This window comes from Salinibacterium sp. NYA9b (assembly GCF_976973725.1).
The window spans coordinates 1040575-1056373 of record NZ_OZ333476.1; the positions used below are offsets into that span (position 1 = coordinate 1040575).

The window sequence follows — 15799 nt, forward strand, 5'->3', positions numbered from 1 at the left end:
GAACTCCTTCGCGTTGGTGGTGCGCGTGTTGCCGGGGTTGGTTGCGCCGGCGATCCTACTTGCCGATGAACTCGGCGGTCGTGCGGGTCATAAAGGCTTCCATGCCAATTCTGGCATCTTTACTCTGGGCAACGGCTACGAGTGCCGGCTGAAGGCCAGCCTCAGCGGCGGCATCGCCCTCGCGGATCGCTAGGTTCGCATTAGCCAGCGCGGCTTGCACCGCGAGCGGGGCCCGGGCGGCAACGCGGTGAGCCAGTTCGAGGCCACGCGCGTACTGCTCACCGTGCGGCACAACTTCTTGCACCATCCCGATGCGGTGCGCTTCGGCCGCATCGAAGCTGTCGCCGGTGAGAATCCAGCGCATCGCATTCGACCAGCCCACTTGGCGCGGGAAGCGAATGGTGGCTCCGCCGAACGGCAGGATGCCGCGCGAGACTTCAACCTGACCGAAGACGGTCGAATCAGCGGCGACGGCAATGTCGCTCGCCAACAGCAGCTCGATACCGAGCGTGAGGCACGTGCCCTGCACCGCAATCACGACGGGCTTCGAGAGCTTTTCGCCCGACACCTGCCACGGGTTGATGCCGCCCTCGGGAACCATATCGAGCCCATCCGCTCCGATGCGGGGGCCGATGTCGGCAAGGTCGAGGCCGCCAGTGAAGTGGTCGCCGTGAGCAAAAACGAAACCTGCCCGCAGCTCGGGATCGCGCTCAAGCTCGCCATAGGCCAGCGCCAGTTGCTGCAACATCTCCATGTCGGCCGCGTTGCGCTTGTCGGTGCGATTGAGTCCGATGAGCAAGACGTGACCGTCTCGCTCCACAGTGATTTTCGGCGTGCTGGTGTTGGCGTCAGTCATGTCTTCAGACTACGACTCACCGACTGTTCTGTCGCCGGATGCTGGCGATAAGCTCATACCCACACCAACTTTTCGGAGGCTCCTGTGTTGCGTTCCGCAATCCTCGTACTTACGCTCGCGTCGACGGCGCTCATCGCCGGCTGCTCGAGTGAGCCTCCGGTAGAAGTCCCCGCGAGTGAGATCGCCGCCACGGCAGCAGGCGCGCTCGAACAATCCACGGGAGAACTGCCCGAAATGGACTGCGGTGACGACAGCATCCCGCTCAAGAACGGCACCAAGCTCGATTGCGTTCTCACCGACACCACGCTCGGTGAAGACTTCGACAGCCGTGTCACCCTCAGTGATGTCAACGGCGCGAACTACTCGGTTTCTGTCGAGGTTTCTGAAGAACCACGCGAATGAGTGTTGGCGCTGCTCAGGGCGCCAATCAATCGCAAAATGGTCGGCAGATCATCCACGGCATGGGCTGCGGATGACGGAGCAAACTCGGTAATGCCCGCTCCCGCAAGCGGGAACTTCGCGAGCACCGCGCGAATGGCTTCGGTGAGCGCGGACGCTTCGAGCCCGAACGGCACGGGGGAGCCGAGCCCGGCTAGTGCGGCAGGATCGAGCACGTCGAGGTCGATGTGCAAGTAGACGCTGTCGGCACCGGTGGCGGTGATGGCCTCGAGCAACGCTTCGGTTGAGAAAGTGGCGGGGCCCAGCATCCGGATGTCGGACTGCGTGATGTATTCATCTTCAGCAGTGTCGATCGAGCGCACTCCGGCCAGAATGACCCGATCAGCGCGCACCGGATGCTCGGGAACAAGTTCTGCCGGTCCATCACCCAGCAGGGTGCGCAACACCATGCCAGTGAACGCGCCAGACGGGCTGGAAGCCGCGGTGTGCAGGTCGGGATGCGCGTCAAACCACACCACGGCCGGTTGCTGAGCACTCACATGCTCGATTGCGGCGAGTTCAACGCCACAGTCACCACCAATCGTGAGGTGGGGTGTGTCGTCGGCAGCGAGAGCATTGCGAGTGCGATCACGCACGAGCAGCAGCGAACTGTAGCGGTGGATGCCCGTGCCCTGGTGGTCGCCCGCCTCAAGCGGGACATCGACGGAGCGAGTCGCTGCGGAGGGAAGATCTCCCCGAATCGACTCGGCTCCGTCGACCAGCTGCATGGCTCGAGAAGAACCCGAACCCTGCCACTGGGGCACGACAACATAAGTGAGTGCCATGGTGTGAACTTTCGTGCGGGCGAACTATTCGCCGGCGGTGAGTGCCTGGGCGCCGCCAGCCTTGAGAGCAGCGAGTCGTGCTTCGACTTCGGTGACCTTGCCGAGGTCTTCGAGACCTTCGAACTGAGCATCGAGGCTGGATGCTGCAAGCTCCTGCTGACCGAGAACCTTGGCTTCTTCGCGACGGATCTTGTCTTCGAAACGACCGAGGTCGCTCGTCGGGTCGAGGAGGTCGATCGACTTGAGGGCATCGTGAACCTGCGACTGAGCTTCGACAGTCTTGGAACGGGCGACGAGCTCGTCGCGCTTTGCGGTGAGTTCGCTCAGCTTGGCGCGCATTCCGTCGAGGCCGCTCTTGAGCTGGTCGACGACCTGCGTCTGTGCAGCGATCGTGGGGGCAGCGGCGCGAGCTTCGTTCTCGGCAGAAACCTGACGTCCGATGGCGATCTTGGCAAGGTTGTCGAACTTGTCGGCGTCAGCGGCATTGCCGGCGGCGCGAAGTTCGTCTCCCTTGACGCTGGCGGCAAGAGCCTTGCGGCCCCAGTCCGAAGCAGCGTTGCGGTCTTCAACGTGGTCCTGCTCCATGAGGCGCAAGTTGCCGATGGTCTGAGCGACGGCGCTCTCCGCATCCGCAATGGAGTTGGTGTAATCACGAACCAGCTGGTCGAGCATGAGCTGCGGGTCCTCAGCCTGATCGAGGATTGAATTGATGTTCGCCTTCACCATTTGTGAAATACGACCGAGAATCGACTGCTTTGCCATGCGAAGTGCCTTTCGTGAGTTTTCGAAGAAACCGTACTTAGAATCTACCGCCGCGACTGCGACCGCCACCACTGCGTCCAGAACTTCCACCGGAACGTCTACCGCCGCCACCCGAGAATCCACCCGAGCGAGAGCCCCCGCCCCACGAACCGCCACTGGACGGTCGTGACGACCGCGACCCGAGGCTGCCACCGATCAAACCACCGATGATGCCGCCCAAGAGGTCGCTACCACCGCTGCCGCCAACCGCGCCACCCAGGCCGCCAAGCATTCCCGAACCGGAACTGCTGCCCGTCGAGAATTGTGACACCTCACGCTGAGCGAGGTCATAGGCGCTTGCTGCCAACTGATCAGCCTGACGCGCATGCGTCAACGCCGTCACGGGATCGGATGTCTGCAAAGCCAACGCCTGCTTGAACTGACGGTCTGCTTCGCTGATTCTCGTTCGCGCCGTCGCCCCCACACCGCCGCGGCGGGTGGTGATGAACTGCGCCGTGGTCGTAATGCGGGACTGCGCTGCGGCCAAAGCCGCCGACAGCTGCGTAGCGGCGTGGGCGAAGGCAGCTTGCTGATCGCGCACGCCGACAAAAACTGTCTCGAGCGCCGCATTGGCATCACCCAGAGTGCTGAGGCTCGCCACCGGGTTATCCGTCGCGGACTGCGCCGTCGCCAGAGCCGCTTCGGCAGCCGCGATCGCCGGCTGCAACGCTCCGGCAGTGGCATCGTTCGGCAGCGCGCGAGCAGCAGCAATATCGCCCGTGGTGTCAGTGATCGTGGCCGCAAGCTGGGTCTCGGCAGACTCCAGCTCTGTCGCCAGGGAGTCAACGGCATCCATGAGTTGGATGGCCTGGCCGAGTTCTGCCTGAGCGGTGCGAACACCGACGGCGGCTTCGCTCGGCTTCTGAGCCTCGATGGCAGCGCTGGCGGCGGTGGAATCGGCAACGGCCGAGGCGAGCAAGGCGCGAGCGCGTTCACCATTGTCAGTCACGGCTTCGATAGCAACCGGCGCATAGCGACCTCGGAGCGCTTCGAGGGCTCTCTCGGTTGAGGGCAATCGCTCCGACGCCTTCGCGATCAGCGTCGACGTTTCGGCGAGGGCTGCGGGGGCATTCGTTTCGAGCTTGCGCAGTTCCTCAAACGCGGCCGCTTGAGCATCAAGCACATCGTCTGCGCGCTCACACAGCTCGATAATCTCGATCGTCATCGCCCGCTTCTGCTCAGCAGTCTCGGGCTCACTGTCATCGAGCTTCTGACGGATGCGGAACGCCTGCGCCACCGCAGCGCTCGCCTCTTTCAGTGATGCTGCGAAGTTAGTCGTGGCCGCCGCGCCAAACTGAGCCTCAGCAAAACCGAGCTCTTGCTCGCTTGTCTTGAGAGCGTCATCCAGCTCGACCAGCGCACTGCCGGCCCGGCGGTCGAGTTCCTCTTGCGACACGCTCTCGACAGGGGTGCCAGCAGCGGCACCTGTGTTGCCGCGGCGGCGAACGCGGTAAAACACGTAAGCGCCGACACCGATCACGGCCACCCCGCCCACGATCGGCAACACCGAAATGCCGCCACTCGACGACTCGGTCGTGCCGGATTCCGTGCCTGTGCCGGAGTCGCTGCCTGTGCCGGAGCCCGCAGCAGAATCGCCGGCGAGTGAGTCAGCGCCCGCGATCGCAGCCTGACCCCAGTTATCGTCGCGCAGTTGCGACTCAATGGCGGCTTCCGCTGCATCCAACTCGGCATCGGTCAGGGGAGCATCGGCGGCAACGGACAGCGCGTACTGGCGCTGCGAGACGGCAACAGCGAGCAGCAAATCGTCATCACCGAGCCCGTTAGCTTCGGCTGTGGCATCCGCCCAATCAATGGGAGACGACGGGTTAGTGAACTCGTCGACATACACAACGAAGAGTTGGATGCCGGCCCGGTCATACAACGAATCCAGCGCGTCGGTGACGTCGCCGCTATCGCCCGCAAGTACTCCCGCGGAATCGACGACGTACGCGCCATCGAGGCTCACCGGGTCATCGGCCAGGGCAGGGGGTGCAGCGAGTAAAGCTAATGCCGCAGCGAGGGCGAAAACGGTGCCCAATCGTGCCTTCACAGGGTGCTCCTTCGTCGACAAAAGTGACACGGCGAGTCTAACGACAGGAACCTTGGGTTATTGCAGAACGATCGGCATCTGTTCGCTGCGTACCTCAGCGGCGGCGCCGTCGGCTGGGTCGGTGGGTACGAACGCGAGTGTGCTGCTGACCGCATACGTGCCGGGGTCAACCATTCCGCCCGTGTCGATGGTGGTGCAGTCGTAGATGGCGATTGCCACAGAGAACTCGATGCTTTGGCCAGGCTGCAAATTCACGGGCATGACCGAGAGAATCTGCGCATCGGGGCTGTGGGAAATCACGATGGAATCGTCGAGGAGATTCACGTCAGGCACCGACGCGGTTGTTCCCTGCACGGGGGCATCCGAGTCATTGGTCAGTCGTACCGTTCCGAAGGCGCTGCCCGACGCCACGACTTCTGCCGGTAGTTCGAGTTCGAGCGTCAAGCCGAAGGGCGACGCGGACTCCACCGGAATCGTCTCACCACACAGGCCAAAAGCGCGGGAATCATCGGGAGCGGCCTGCGCTGCTCCTGCGTCAGACGAATCCGCGGCCGACTCCGGAGCAGAATCGTCCGCCAACATACTCACCGCGGTATCACTGCTCGAGAACAGCGGAATAACGTTGGCTCCTGTAAAGATCAGCGAACTCACTGCGAGAGCCCCCACCACGCCCACAGCCCACTGGCGCGGTCGACGACGTGACTTGCTTCGTGAAATTACAGCCGCAGTATCAATAGCTATGGCGGGCGGTTCGCCCGACGTCAGGTGTGCGCGAAGCTCGTTTTCATCAACCACGGTGGCCTCCTACGGTGTCGGCAGCATCGCGATCAAGGCTCACAGCCATGCGGCCGAGTGCGTCGCTCAAATAACGTTTTACAGCCCCTGAGCTGATATCTAGCGTCGCAGCGATGTCGTCCACCTTGAGGTCTTCGTAGTAACGAAGCACAACACAGGCGCGCTCGCGGGGTCGCAACTTCATTAGTTGAGACTGCAAATCCAAGCGAGCCTCGGTATCAGCATCCGCAGATTCGTGGATGTCGGGCTCTACCGTGAGGTGGGCAATCTTGCGCCAGCGGCTGATCTTTCGACCGCGGTCAAGGTAGGTGTTCAGAATCGCTCGACGCACATAGGCTTCGGCGCTGGCGATGCCAAAACCGTTGCGCAGGCGACCGAATGTTTTCACGAGGGCATCGTGCACAAGGTCGGAGGCATCGTCTCGGTTCCCCGAAATGAGGTACGCATAGCGCGTCAGTGCTTCGCCGCGCTCTTCGACGAGTTGAGTAACTACGTCTTCCCAGCGGGCAGGGGTGTTCTCGGTCTCAGTCACTGAGCCCCTCCTCGCCGTCGTCTCTATTGTGGCCGAGGAATGGCCAATAGTTAGCGCAATTGTGGTCACACTAATAAAGACGAACGGCGAGGCGGTTTCGTTGGTTAGCTCTGGAGACGCGTTTTCAGCTGCTCAAGTTGGCGAGAAACTGCGGCAGGAACACGGTCTCCGAATGTGGCGAAGAATTCTTCGGTGGCCTCGGCTTCGGCGATCCACGAGTCATTATCGATCGCGAAAAGCTGTTCCATGGTGTCATCGCCGAGTTCGAGGCCGTCGATGTTGAGGTCGCCTTCACGCGGCATCAACCCCAGAGCACTTTCGCGGGCGGCAACCGTTCCGTCAACGCGGTTGAGAATCCACTCGAGCACGCGTGAGTTTTCGCCAAATCCTGGCCACAGGAAGGAACCATCGGCACCCTTGCGGAACCAGTTGACTTGGAAAATGCGTGGCACTGTGCCGGATCCGCGGAGATCCTGGCCGACCGAGAGCCAGTGGGCCCAATGGTCTGCCATGTTGTATCCACAGAAGGGCATCATGGCGAACGGATCTCTCCGTAGTTCACCAATGGTGCCTTCGGCAGCCGCCGTCCGCTCAGATGAGATAGTGGCGCCCAGGTAGACGCCATGCTCCCAATCTCGTGCCTCCACCACTAGCGGCACGTTGGTCGCGCGGCGACCGCCGAAGATTATGGCGTCGATTACGACGCCCTGTGGCGATTCCCAGTCATCTGCGATGCTGGGACATTGTGCTGCTGCCACAGTAAAACGTGAGTTCGGGTGAGCCGACGGGGTGCCAGATTCTGGCGTCCAGTCGTTACCCTGCCAATCGATAAGGTGCTCAGGCACCTCATCGCTCATGCCTTCCCACCACACGTCGCCGTTATCTTTCAGGCCGACGTTGGTGAAAACGGTGTTGCCCCAGATGGTGTCCATCGCGGTTTCGTTGGTGGCGTAGCCGGTGCCCGGTGCCACTCCAAAGAAGCCAGCTTCAGGGTTGATGGCGCGTAGGCGGCCATCAGCTCCCTTGCCGAGCCACGCGATGTCGTCGCCAATCGTCTCGGCCTTCCAGCCGGGGATGGTCGGCTTGAGCATGGCCAAGTTGGTCTTGCCGCAGGCGCTGGGGAATGCTGCAGCGATGTGGAACACGCGACCGCGGGGGTTGGTGAGCTTGAGGAGCAACATGTGCTCAGCAAGCCAGCCCTCTTCGCGAGCGATCACCGAAGCGATGCGCAGTGCGAATGACTTCTTCGCGAGAATCGCGTTGCCGCCGTACGCGGAACCGAATGACCAGATTTCGCGAGTCTCGGGGAAGTGGCTGATGTATTTGGTCTGGTTGCAGGGCCACGGCACGTCAGTCTGGCCGGCATCCAGCGGTGCACCGACCGAGTGGATGGCGCGCACCCATTCAGTGGAGTCATCGATGGCATTAAGAACGGCGGTTCCCATTCGCGTCATGATGCCCATGCTCATGACGACGTAGGGGGAGTCCGTTACCTGCACGCCGATCTTGGCGAGCGGGGAACCGAGCGGGCCCATGGAGAAGGGAACAACGTACATCCGGCGACCGCGCATGCTGCCGGCAAAGAGGCCGTCAAGCGTGTTGCGCATATCTGCAGGCTCGGCCCAGTTGTTGGAGGGGCCAGCGTCTGCTTCGTCGGCGGAGCAAATGAAGGTTCGCGCTTCGACACGAGCGACATCACTCGGGTCGCTGCGGGCGAGGTAGCTGTGGGGGCGGTACTCGTCATTCAGGCGGGTGAGCGTTCCGGCAGCGACCATCTCGGCTGCGAGTTCGTCTGCTTCTTCGGGGCTTCCGTCGCACCAGACAATGTCGTCGGGTTGCGTGAGGGTGGCGATCTGTTCCACCCATGTAATAACGCTTTGGTTTGTTCCGTCGGGTGCGGAGAAGTGCGTCCTTGTCATCTCGGCGATGCTCATTTCTACCTTCCGCTGAAGAGTTGTAGTGCTGAAAAAACTGTTGTTATTCGATGATGACCCAGTTTTGCTAGTGATGTTGGCGAATCGAGTGGAAAGAATCACTATTCTTTAGTTATAGTGAACGTGTGAATGATCTTGTGACTCTCGGGCAACGCATCCGACATTTCCGCACAACCTCCGGCATGACCCTCGATCAGTTGGGAGACAAGGTCGGTGTGGCCGGTAGTCAGCTCTCGCTGATGGAGAACGGGCGACGAGAACCCCGCCTCACTCTTCTGTCGGCGATTGCCGCAGCCACGGACATCCAACTTGCTGATCTCTTGGAGGAGTCGCCGCCTACCAAGCGCGCAGCCCTCGAAATTGAGCTGGATCGCTTGCAACGCAGCACCATCTACGCCTCGCTGGGGTTGCCCAAGATTCGCCCGTCAAAGGGCATTCCCGATGAGACGCTCGAGGCAATCGTGGGTCTTCACCATGAACTTTCGACGCGGTCGCGCAAAGCAATTGCCACGCCAGAAGAGGCCCGTCGTGCCAACACGGAGTTGCGGATCCGCATGCGTGCCCTCGACAACTACTTGCCTGAGCTTGAAAAAGAAGCCGAAAAGTTGACGATTGCCGGAAATCACACCTCGGGTGCCCTGACTCACCGGGCCGTGAGCCTGATGGCAGAATCGCTCGGCTTTGAGCTCGTGCATGTGCACGACCTGCCGCATTCAGCACGCTCGGTAACGGACCTTAAACATGGGCGCATCTACTTGCCACCGGCATCCATTCCTGGCGGTCACGGCTTGCGCTCCATGGCGCTTCAAGCGATGGCGCACCGCGTTCTTGGGCACACCGAACCCACCAGCTACGCCGAGTTCTTGCACCAGCGTCTCGAAATTAACTACTTTGCGGCGGCAGTGCTCATGCCCCTCAAGCAGTCCGTTGCGTTCTTGAGCGAAGCCAAGACGAATCGCAATATCGCTGTTGAAGATTTTCGGGATGCATTTGGCGTCACCCACGAAGCGGCTGCGCTGCGCTTCACCAACTTGGCAACCTCGCACCTCGATCTCGAAACGCACTTCTTGCGCGTCGGTGACGATGGGGCTGTCTACAAGGCCTACGAAAATGATGGTCTGCGGCTGCCCGTTGACGTCACCGGTTCAGCGGAGGGCCAGTTCGTGTGCCGCAATTGGAGCGCGCGAACAGCGTTCACGCGCACCAACCGTACGACAGAGTTCTACCAATACACCGACACCCCAGAAGGCAGCTTCTTCGAGTCAACCCAAACGGGAACAACGGATGCGGAAGAATTCTCCATCACCATCGGGGTGCCCTTTGCGCACTCGAAATGGTTCCGCGGCCGGGCTACGGACGTGCGCCAGTCGTCAACCTGCCCCGACGAAAGCTGCTGTCGCAAACCCGAAGACGAGTTGCGCGATCGCTGGTCAGGCAACGCCTGGTCGAGCGCCAAACTTCACGCCCACATTCTCTCGCCGCTGCCCTCGGGAACCTTCCCAGGAGTGGATGATCGCGAGCTCTACGAATTCTTGGAGTCGCACGCGGCTGACGCCGGGTAAAGCTCATGGGTGCAGGCGGGACTCGTTCGACGTGCCGCCTGCACTCTGACTCTTGGTCTAGCTATCGTGCAGTTGAACTGCAGCTCGAATTTCCTGAGCGTATTTGTATATCTCGTCGAGAGACCCAATTGGATGCTTCGTCTCGACTTTTTCAGCGTCAAATGTGCCGATGTACTTCTGCTTCTTGCTGTTGAAGTGAAGACGCGCGATGGTCTTTCGGTTGTTGTCGTCTAGGAGGACCGCAAAATAGGATTTCGCATCCCTGTGGACGACGCGCTGAGGTTTCACTTCACTACAAGCAATCGCCTTGACGATTTGGTAACCCTCGAGTTCCTCAAGGGTGGTCTCAATTTCAGTATCTCGGTCAAGATCAGCTTCGACAACGGGCTCGCTGCTCACACTCTCCGCTGCAGCATCTGTCGTCGTCGCAGGATAAGTCGACGACCCCAGAGCTGCCTTCAGGCGGTCATTCACCTGATCATTCAAAAACTGCTTCGAGGCTTTATTGACGAGTGGAGTGAACTGTTCTCGGACCTTCTGAGTGAAGGCTTTGTCGTAAACGCGTGACGTGACGAACTTGACCCACTCATCAGAGGATTCGCGAAACAGCGTTGCAATTGTGCGTTTGAGGGCGCCGACGTACTTGAGTTCTTCGGCTGCATTGATTACTGAATCGAGGTCGAATGCGTCCCGCGTCAGCTTGCTGAGCTCAGGCAGCAAGGTTTCGTCAATCTCGGACAAATCAAGGATCAAGAATGGCTTATCGTCCATTCTGTTTGGTGCATCGAGGTCAGTGTAGAAGTGGTAAACCTCTCCATTGGTGAGCACTGCGATGCGCGCGTTTGTTACCGCGAAGTAACGGAACAGTTGAGATGCATGCTCGATACGAAGGGATTCCGTTGACTTTTTGCACTCGATCAAGATCTGGACTTCACCGTCGCGCATAATGGCGTAGTCGATCTTCTCGCCCTTTTTCACGCCGACATCGGCAGTGAACTCAGGAACGACCTCAAGCGGGTTGAACACGTCGTAGCCGAGGATTGTCGAGATGAACGGCATGATGAACGCGTTCTTCGTGGCTTCTTCGGTTTGGATCGCCTCGCGCTGGTTCTTGACCTTGAGCGCGAGTGCGGCGAGTCGTTCTGCGAACTCCATTGATTCCCCTTTTGAAACAGTTGTTAAAAACCCTAGGGGAACGGTTGCGAGAATAAATCAGCCCACCGCCCCCAGTTATGGCTGCAAGCTACTAGTTGGCGCAGACATCTCGCAAGGCGTTTGCGGACTGGGCTCGCGCACGGCGCCGATCTCGGCGGCTGGGTGTTGGCGCGGTTAGCAGTCGCAGGAGATCGCTGAAACCGGCGCAGTGAGCGGATCCTTTTCGCGGATGACTGGTCCGTTGCTGTCAGCGACGGGGTAGCCTTCGCGCGCCCAGTATTCGAAGCCGCCGATCATTTCGCGAACTTCGAAGCCGAGTCGTGCGAACTCGAGGGCGGCTTTCGTGCCGCCATTGCAGCCCGGGCCCCAGCAATACACGACAACGGGCATATCGAGGGCGATCTCGTTGCCGGCCCGCGCGCTGATGTCCGCAGTTGGCATGTGCACGGCTCCGGCGGCGTGGCCCTGATTCCAGGCGGCATCGCCTCGGGAATCGATCAATACGAAACGTTCCTGTGTCTCGAGGGCAGCTCCGACATCCGAGGGATCAGTTTCGAAGTCAAGCTTGCGTGAAAAGTGGGCGACTCGGTCAGCGGCAGTTGCGGGAGGCGTCATGGCAACAGATTAGTGGGCGGCGTCGGTCGCGTGGGGTAACTTCGGTTCGGCACGACACCGGCTACTTGAGGGAGCAATTGATTGCATGGCTAAGAAAACGGCAACCGCTGCACCGCTCATCGATGCTCTGCAGCTTGAGAACCTCGCTAAGGGCGAGGCCACGCTGCTGCGGGCCCACGAAAGTTATGACGGTCAACGGTTTGAGACATCCGATCTCAGCGATCAGGATCTCTCGGGTGTCTCGTTTTCTGAGTGCGAGTTCTCCGACCTGGAGGCCAACGGGGCAGACTTTCGGGCGGCGACCTTTGTAGAGAGCCGGTTCGAGAAGCTCAACGCTCCCATCTTCACGGCACCGCGCTCGAATCTTCGCGATGTGAGCATCGAAGGGTCCCGCCTGGGCTCCGCTGAGTTTTATGAGTCCACGTGGAAGTCGGTTCGTTTTACGCACTGCCGCATTGGCTACCTGAATCTGCGCGGTGCCCACCTTCAGGATGTGCTGTTTGACGACTGCCTGATCGATGAACTCGATCTTGGTGCCGCAACAGCCAACCGAGTTTCATTCGCCAATACCCAGGTAAATACCCTCGATCTCACCCGCGCAACGCTGACGAATTTCGACCTGCGTGCCCTCGAGTTGCGCCACGTCACTGGAGTCGAGCATCTTAAGGGCGCCACCATCAACTCTTACCAACTGGCTGAGTTCGCCCCGATGCTTGCTGCCCACTTGGGCATCGTGCTCGAAGAATAGGGGCGCCCGGCGGGAGACCGCAACGAACGCCCCTGACGAGTCGTGGAGCCGGCTCAGCAGCCTCCGCCGCTGGAGCTGCAGCACACGCCCGTTTCAGGCAGCATCAGGTTGACGCGACCAGCGCTCGCCGTATCGCCCGCGATCGCAGCGACCACGGAGCGCACTTGTTCGTACCCGGTAGCCATGAGGAATGTTGGCGCCCGGCCATAGCTCTTCATGCCGACCACGTAGACATTCTTCTCGGGGTGGGCGAGCACGCTAGCGCCGTGTGGCTCGACGGTGCCACAGCTGTGCACGTTCGGGTCGATGAGAGGTGCAAGCGCGACGGGAGCCTCAAGCACGGGGTCGAAGCTGAGGTGCAGTTCACGCAGGATGCTGAGGTCAGGGCGAAAGCCGGTGGCGGCGGCGAGAGCATCCACGGTCACGGATTGTTCGCCATCGGGGTTACTGCTGATTACGCGCAGTCGACCATCGGGCTGAGGTGCAAGCTCGGTGATGGTGAAGTCAGTGAGCAGCGTAATGGCGCCGGATTCCACAGCACCCTTCAGTCGGGTCCCGAGTGCGCCACGGCCCGGCAACTCATCGGCAGTGCCACCGCCGTAGAGGCGGCGAGCGGAGCGCCCACGAATGGCCCACGTGATTTCTGTGCCGGGTGCGCTCTCACGTAGCTCGGCAAGCGCAATGAGGGTGTTGGCGGCCGAGTGACCCATGCCAATCACGAGGGTGTGCTTGCCGGCGAAACGCGCACGATCGGTGCCGAGAACGTCGGGCAGCGGGCCCGCGAGCCACGCAGCGCTGTCGATTTCGCCGGTCGCCGGGAGCCCAGAGGCGCCGATGGGATTGTCATGACCCCACGTGCCGGAGGCGTCGATAATCGCCGACGCGAGGATGTCGTACACGCCATCAGCGGAGTCAACGCGAACCAGCAGCGGGTGGCGCTCGCGGCCAATAGTTCTGGTGGAATCGATGCCCTGGCGCGACGTGCCAATCACGCGGCTGTTGTAGCGAATGAGCGGGGCAAGTTCGGGGGCTGCAGCGAGCGGCAGGAGGTAGTCGTGAACGAGTTCGGAGCCGGTGGGTAGGGCTTCGGGGTCGGGGGAGACCCAGTCTGTTTTTTCGAGCAATTCCCGGCCGACCGGGTCGATGCTGTAGCGCCAGGGGGAGAAAAGTGAGACGTGACCCCACTGGCTGATCGCGTCCCCGGCGTGTTCTCCCGCTTCGAGCACGATGGTGTCGATGCCGCGTTTGTTGAGGTTGGCGGCGGCGGCGAGCCCGATGGGGCCGGCTCCGATAACGACGACGGGTAGCGGGCGTGCGGGGGAAGGTGCGGCGGTCATTGCTCTCCTCATGTTGTTCGCCAGCAGCACTACTAGCGTTCGCTCACGATAACAGCAACTACTGTTGATAACAAAGAAACGATGTAGGATCGCTGTTATGAGCGAACGCGTCGAACTTCTGACAATTCAGAAGCCCACTTGGTCAGCCACAGCCGAGCGCGCCCAAAGTTTGGCGCCACTCCTGCGTGCCCTCGGCGACCCTAACCGGTTGCAGCTCGTACTGTTGCTGACTGAACGCGCACACACCGTGCGTGAACTCACGGATGCCACCGGCCTCAGTCAAACGCTCGTGAGTCACCACTTGGCGCCCCTGCGCGACAACGGCCTCGTCACGGTCACGCCCCGCGGTCGTTCCAACGTCTATGAACTCTGCTGCGAAGCCTTCGCCGAGCCCGTCAAGATGCTCGCGTCTGTTGCGACAAGCACGGATGCCGGCGCTGAGGCCTGCTGCGTCGTTAACTAGCAGCTAAAAGCAATCAGCCATCGCGTGGCCAGAACAGCACGCAGCGAACGTGCGGTGAAAATAACAGTGCCCCCGGAGGGAATCGAACCCCCGACCTACGGTACCGGAAACCGGCGCTCTATCCCCTGAGCTACGAAGGCAAGGGCTCCATCTTAGCAAGCAATCGTTCCCACATTTAGCACGCTGTGGTGATGCCCGGTTCAGCTTCTCGTGACATTATCGGGGGATGCTGCGTACCGTGTCATCCCACCAAGAACTTGACCTTCGTGGTCGCACCGAAATGGTCTTTAGCATTGCGGTGTCTGCTCGCTGGAATACGGCATCCGAGTCCGTTGATTTTGTGTTGGATGGTGAGCCCCAGCAGCCAACAGAGTTGGTCGATGCGCGCGGAACCCGCCTGCACTCGCTGATTGCTGGCCCAGGGCGTCTTGTCGTGGACTACGCCGCCACCGTTGAGGAAACCCCCGAACCTGCGCCGGTCAACGAGATCGACCTGATCGAGTATTTGCGGCCGAGTCGGTATTGCGAATCCGATGTTCTGCTTCCGAGTGCTCGTTCGTTGTTCCCGAGCCAGACGGGTCACGAGTTGCTCCTGGCTGTGCGGGATTGGGTCGGGGCAAACATGCGGTACACGCCAGGCATCTCCTTGGCGACCGATGGTGCAGCCCATTCGATGTTGGCGCGCCAGGGCGTATGCCGCGACTACGCGCACCTCACTATTTCGATGCTGCGCGCCAAAGATGTGCCGGCGCGGTATACCTCGGTGTATGCGCCCGGGCTGAGCCCCATGGATTTCCATGCCGTCGCCGAGGCGTATGTAGACGGTGCTTGGTGGGTTGTGGATTCCACCGGGCTTGCTCCGCGTCAGTCACTCGTGCGCATTGCTACGGGCAGGGATGCAGCCGATACGGCCTTCCTCACCAATCACTGGGCTGACCTGTTCTTGCAGAAGCTTTCGATCACCGTGACGGCAGACACGCTTCCGATAGACGATCACCGCTCGCCGGTTCAGCTTCCGTAAAGCCGCACAGCCACCACGGCGGTAGCTAGTTCAGCGCGGCTTCCACGTCAGCGACGAGGTCAGCGGCATCCGCAGCTTCGAAGAACGCTGGCGAACTGAGGGTTGCCCAGTAGGCTCCGGCGAATACTTGGGCTGTGCCGACGCCTCCCGAGACCGCGAAGTAGCCATCGAAGCTGCTTGTGGACGCGCCAGAGTTCGACTTGAGCGAGTCGTACTTTGCAGGAGTCGGTTGCGCAACCGACACGTCAATGGTGACTCCGCTGGTGGAGTTTTCCCATCGGCAGATGGTGCCCCGGGATTCAAAGGCTGTTTCTGCCGTGGAGCCTGCGGGCGGAGTAAAGCTGTTCAGCAGCAAGAAGTTCGAGTTGAAGTCATACATAGCTTGCGGCGAGATGAGCTCTGTACACGCGATGTCAACGGGCGTTGCCTCCGGATCGGGGGAGGTTGTCGCGGTCGGTTCGGCCTCGGGCGTTGCGGTGCTGTCGGGGTCGATCGTGCGAGTGGGGTTCGGCCCGACCGGGTCTGGCTCGGTGGGAACGCACGCGCTCAAGAGGAGAGCCGATGCACTCAGTGCGATCACTGCAGGAATAACGCGAAGTCGAGAAGCCATGGTTCCATTCTGGTGACCTCTGACACCAACGAAGTGCAGTGACCCGGCATTGTCGCGAACTGCGCCAGAAGCTCAGTCGCCACCCAGTACTCTTAAG

At 60.9% G+C, this 15799-nt stretch carries 16 protein-coding genes and 1 tRNA gene; 5 read left to right on the forward strand and 12 right to left on the reverse strand.

Annotated features, from left to right (window positions below):
• Positions 1-55: 55 nt before the first annotated feature.
• Positions 56-856, reverse strand: a complete 801-nt coding sequence (locus tag ACWFSR_RS04930) for a crotonase/enoyl-CoA hydratase family protein (protein WP_447523233.1) — start codon at positions 854-856, stop codon at positions 56-58.
• Between the two features lie 84 nt (positions 857-940).
• Here ACWFSR_RS04930 and ACWFSR_RS04935 point away from each other — a divergent pair, with 84 nt between their 5' ends.
• A complete protein-coding gene (locus ACWFSR_RS04935; protein ID WP_197108971.1) occupies positions 941-1258 on the forward strand; it encodes a DUF4333 domain-containing protein in 318 nt (105 codons plus the stop codon).
• On the opposite strand, the gene ACWFSR_RS04940 is transcribed toward ACWFSR_RS04935, so the two are convergent.
• The 6 genes from ACWFSR_RS04940 to ACWFSR_RS04965 all read right to left on the reverse strand — a co-directional run bounded on the left by ACWFSR_RS04940 (position 1216) and on the right by ACWFSR_RS04965 (position 8176).
• Complete coding sequence (locus ACWFSR_RS04940) at positions 1216-2079, reverse strand: arginase family protein (protein WP_197108970.1); 864 nt, start codon at positions 2077-2079, stop codon at positions 1216-1218. The two genes, ACWFSR_RS04935 and ACWFSR_RS04940, sit on opposite strands and share 43 nt — an antisense overlap.
• A 24-nt stretch (positions 2080-2103) precedes the next feature.
• Positions 2104-2841 (reverse strand): PspA/IM30 family protein, encoded by a 738-nt coding sequence (locus ACWFSR_RS04945; protein WP_197108969.1) that lies wholly within the window; start codon positions 2839-2841, stop codon positions 2104-2106.
• Positions 2842-2878: 37 nt separating this feature from the next.
• Positions 2879-4930: a TPM domain-containing protein gene (locus ACWFSR_RS04950; RefSeq protein ID WP_447523234.1), complete on the reverse strand. Its 2052-nt coding sequence runs from the start codon at positions 4928-4930 to the stop codon at positions 2879-2881.
• Between the two features lie 57 nt (positions 4931-4987).
• Positions 4988-5725 (reverse strand): hypothetical protein, encoded by a 738-nt coding sequence (locus ACWFSR_RS04955; RefSeq protein ID WP_447523235.1) that lies wholly within the window; start codon positions 5723-5725, stop codon positions 4988-4990.
• The gene (locus tag ACWFSR_RS04960) at positions 5718-6257 is read right to left on the reverse strand and encodes a sigma-70 family RNA polymerase sigma factor (RefSeq protein WP_197108966.1); all 540 of its coding nucleotides are present in this window, start codon (positions 6255-6257) and stop codon (positions 5718-5720) included. Before ACWFSR_RS04960 ends, ACWFSR_RS04955 begins: the two co-directional genes overlap by 8 nt.
• Before the next feature lie 104 nt (positions 6258-6361).
• The gene (locus ACWFSR_RS04965) at positions 6362-8176 is read right to left on the reverse strand and encodes a phosphoenolpyruvate carboxykinase (GTP) (protein WP_447523236.1); all 1815 of its coding nucleotides are present in this window, start codon (positions 8174-8176) and stop codon (positions 6362-6364) included.
• Positions 8177-8316: 140 nt separating this feature from the next.
• Here ACWFSR_RS04965 and ACWFSR_RS04970 point away from each other — a divergent pair, with 140 nt between their 5' ends.
• Positions 8317-9753, forward strand: coding sequence for a helix-turn-helix domain-containing protein (locus tag ACWFSR_RS04970; protein WP_447523237.1), 1437 nt, complete (start codon positions 8317-8319; stop codon positions 9751-9753).
• 57 nt (positions 9754-9810) lie between these two features.
• On the opposite strand, the gene ACWFSR_RS04975 is transcribed toward ACWFSR_RS04970, so the two are convergent.
• Positions 9811-10908 carry a type I restriction endonuclease gene (locus tag ACWFSR_RS04975; protein WP_447523238.1) on the reverse strand — a complete coding sequence of 366 codons (1098 nt, stop codon included), beginning with the start codon at positions 10906-10908 and terminating at the stop codon, positions 9811-9813.
• 174 nt (positions 10909-11082) lie between these two features.
• Positions 11083-11523 carry a rhodanese-like domain-containing protein gene (locus ACWFSR_RS04980; protein ID WP_447523239.1) on the reverse strand — a complete coding sequence of 147 codons (441 nt, stop codon included), beginning with the start codon at positions 11521-11523 and terminating at the stop codon, positions 11083-11085.
• A gap of 85 nt (positions 11524-11608) precedes the next feature.
• On the opposite strand from ACWFSR_RS04980, the gene ACWFSR_RS04985 reads away from it, so the two are divergent.
• Positions 11609-12271, forward strand: coding sequence for a pentapeptide repeat-containing protein (locus ACWFSR_RS04985; protein WP_447523240.1), 663 nt, complete (start codon positions 11609-11611; stop codon positions 12269-12271).
• A gap of 53 nt (positions 12272-12324) precedes the next feature.
• On the opposite strand, the gene ACWFSR_RS04990 is transcribed toward ACWFSR_RS04985, so the two are convergent.
• Positions 12325-13608 (reverse strand): FAD-dependent oxidoreductase, encoded by a 1284-nt coding sequence (locus ACWFSR_RS04990; protein ID WP_447523241.1) that lies wholly within the window; start codon positions 13606-13608, stop codon positions 12325-12327.
• 97 nt (positions 13609-13705) lie between these two features.
• Here ACWFSR_RS04990 and ACWFSR_RS04995 point away from each other — a divergent pair, with 97 nt between their 5' ends.
• On the forward strand, positions 13706-14071 hold the full coding sequence (locus ACWFSR_RS04995; RefSeq protein ID WP_197108960.1) for an ArsR/SmtB family transcription factor: 366 nt from the start codon (positions 13706-13708) through the stop codon (positions 14069-14071).
• A gap of 67 nt (positions 14072-14138) precedes the next feature.
• Here ACWFSR_RS04995 and ACWFSR_RS05000 read toward each other — a convergent pair.
• Positions 14139-14211: transfer RNA gene (locus tag ACWFSR_RS05000), tRNA-Arg, on the reverse strand.
• A gap of 86 nt (positions 14212-14297) precedes the next feature.
• Between ACWFSR_RS05000 and ACWFSR_RS05005 the strand changes: the two genes are divergently transcribed.
• A complete protein-coding gene (locus tag ACWFSR_RS05005; protein WP_447523242.1) occupies positions 14298-15092 on the forward strand; it encodes a transglutaminase-like domain-containing protein in 795 nt (264 codons plus the stop codon).
• Positions 15093-15117: 25 nt separating this feature from the next.
• Here ACWFSR_RS05005 and ACWFSR_RS05010 read toward each other — a convergent pair whose 3' ends face one another.
• Positions 15118-15702 (reverse strand): arginyl-tRNA synthetase, encoded by a 585-nt coding sequence (locus ACWFSR_RS05010; protein ID WP_197108958.1) that lies wholly within the window; start codon positions 15700-15702, stop codon positions 15118-15120.
• Positions 15703-15799: the final 97 nt, after the last annotated feature.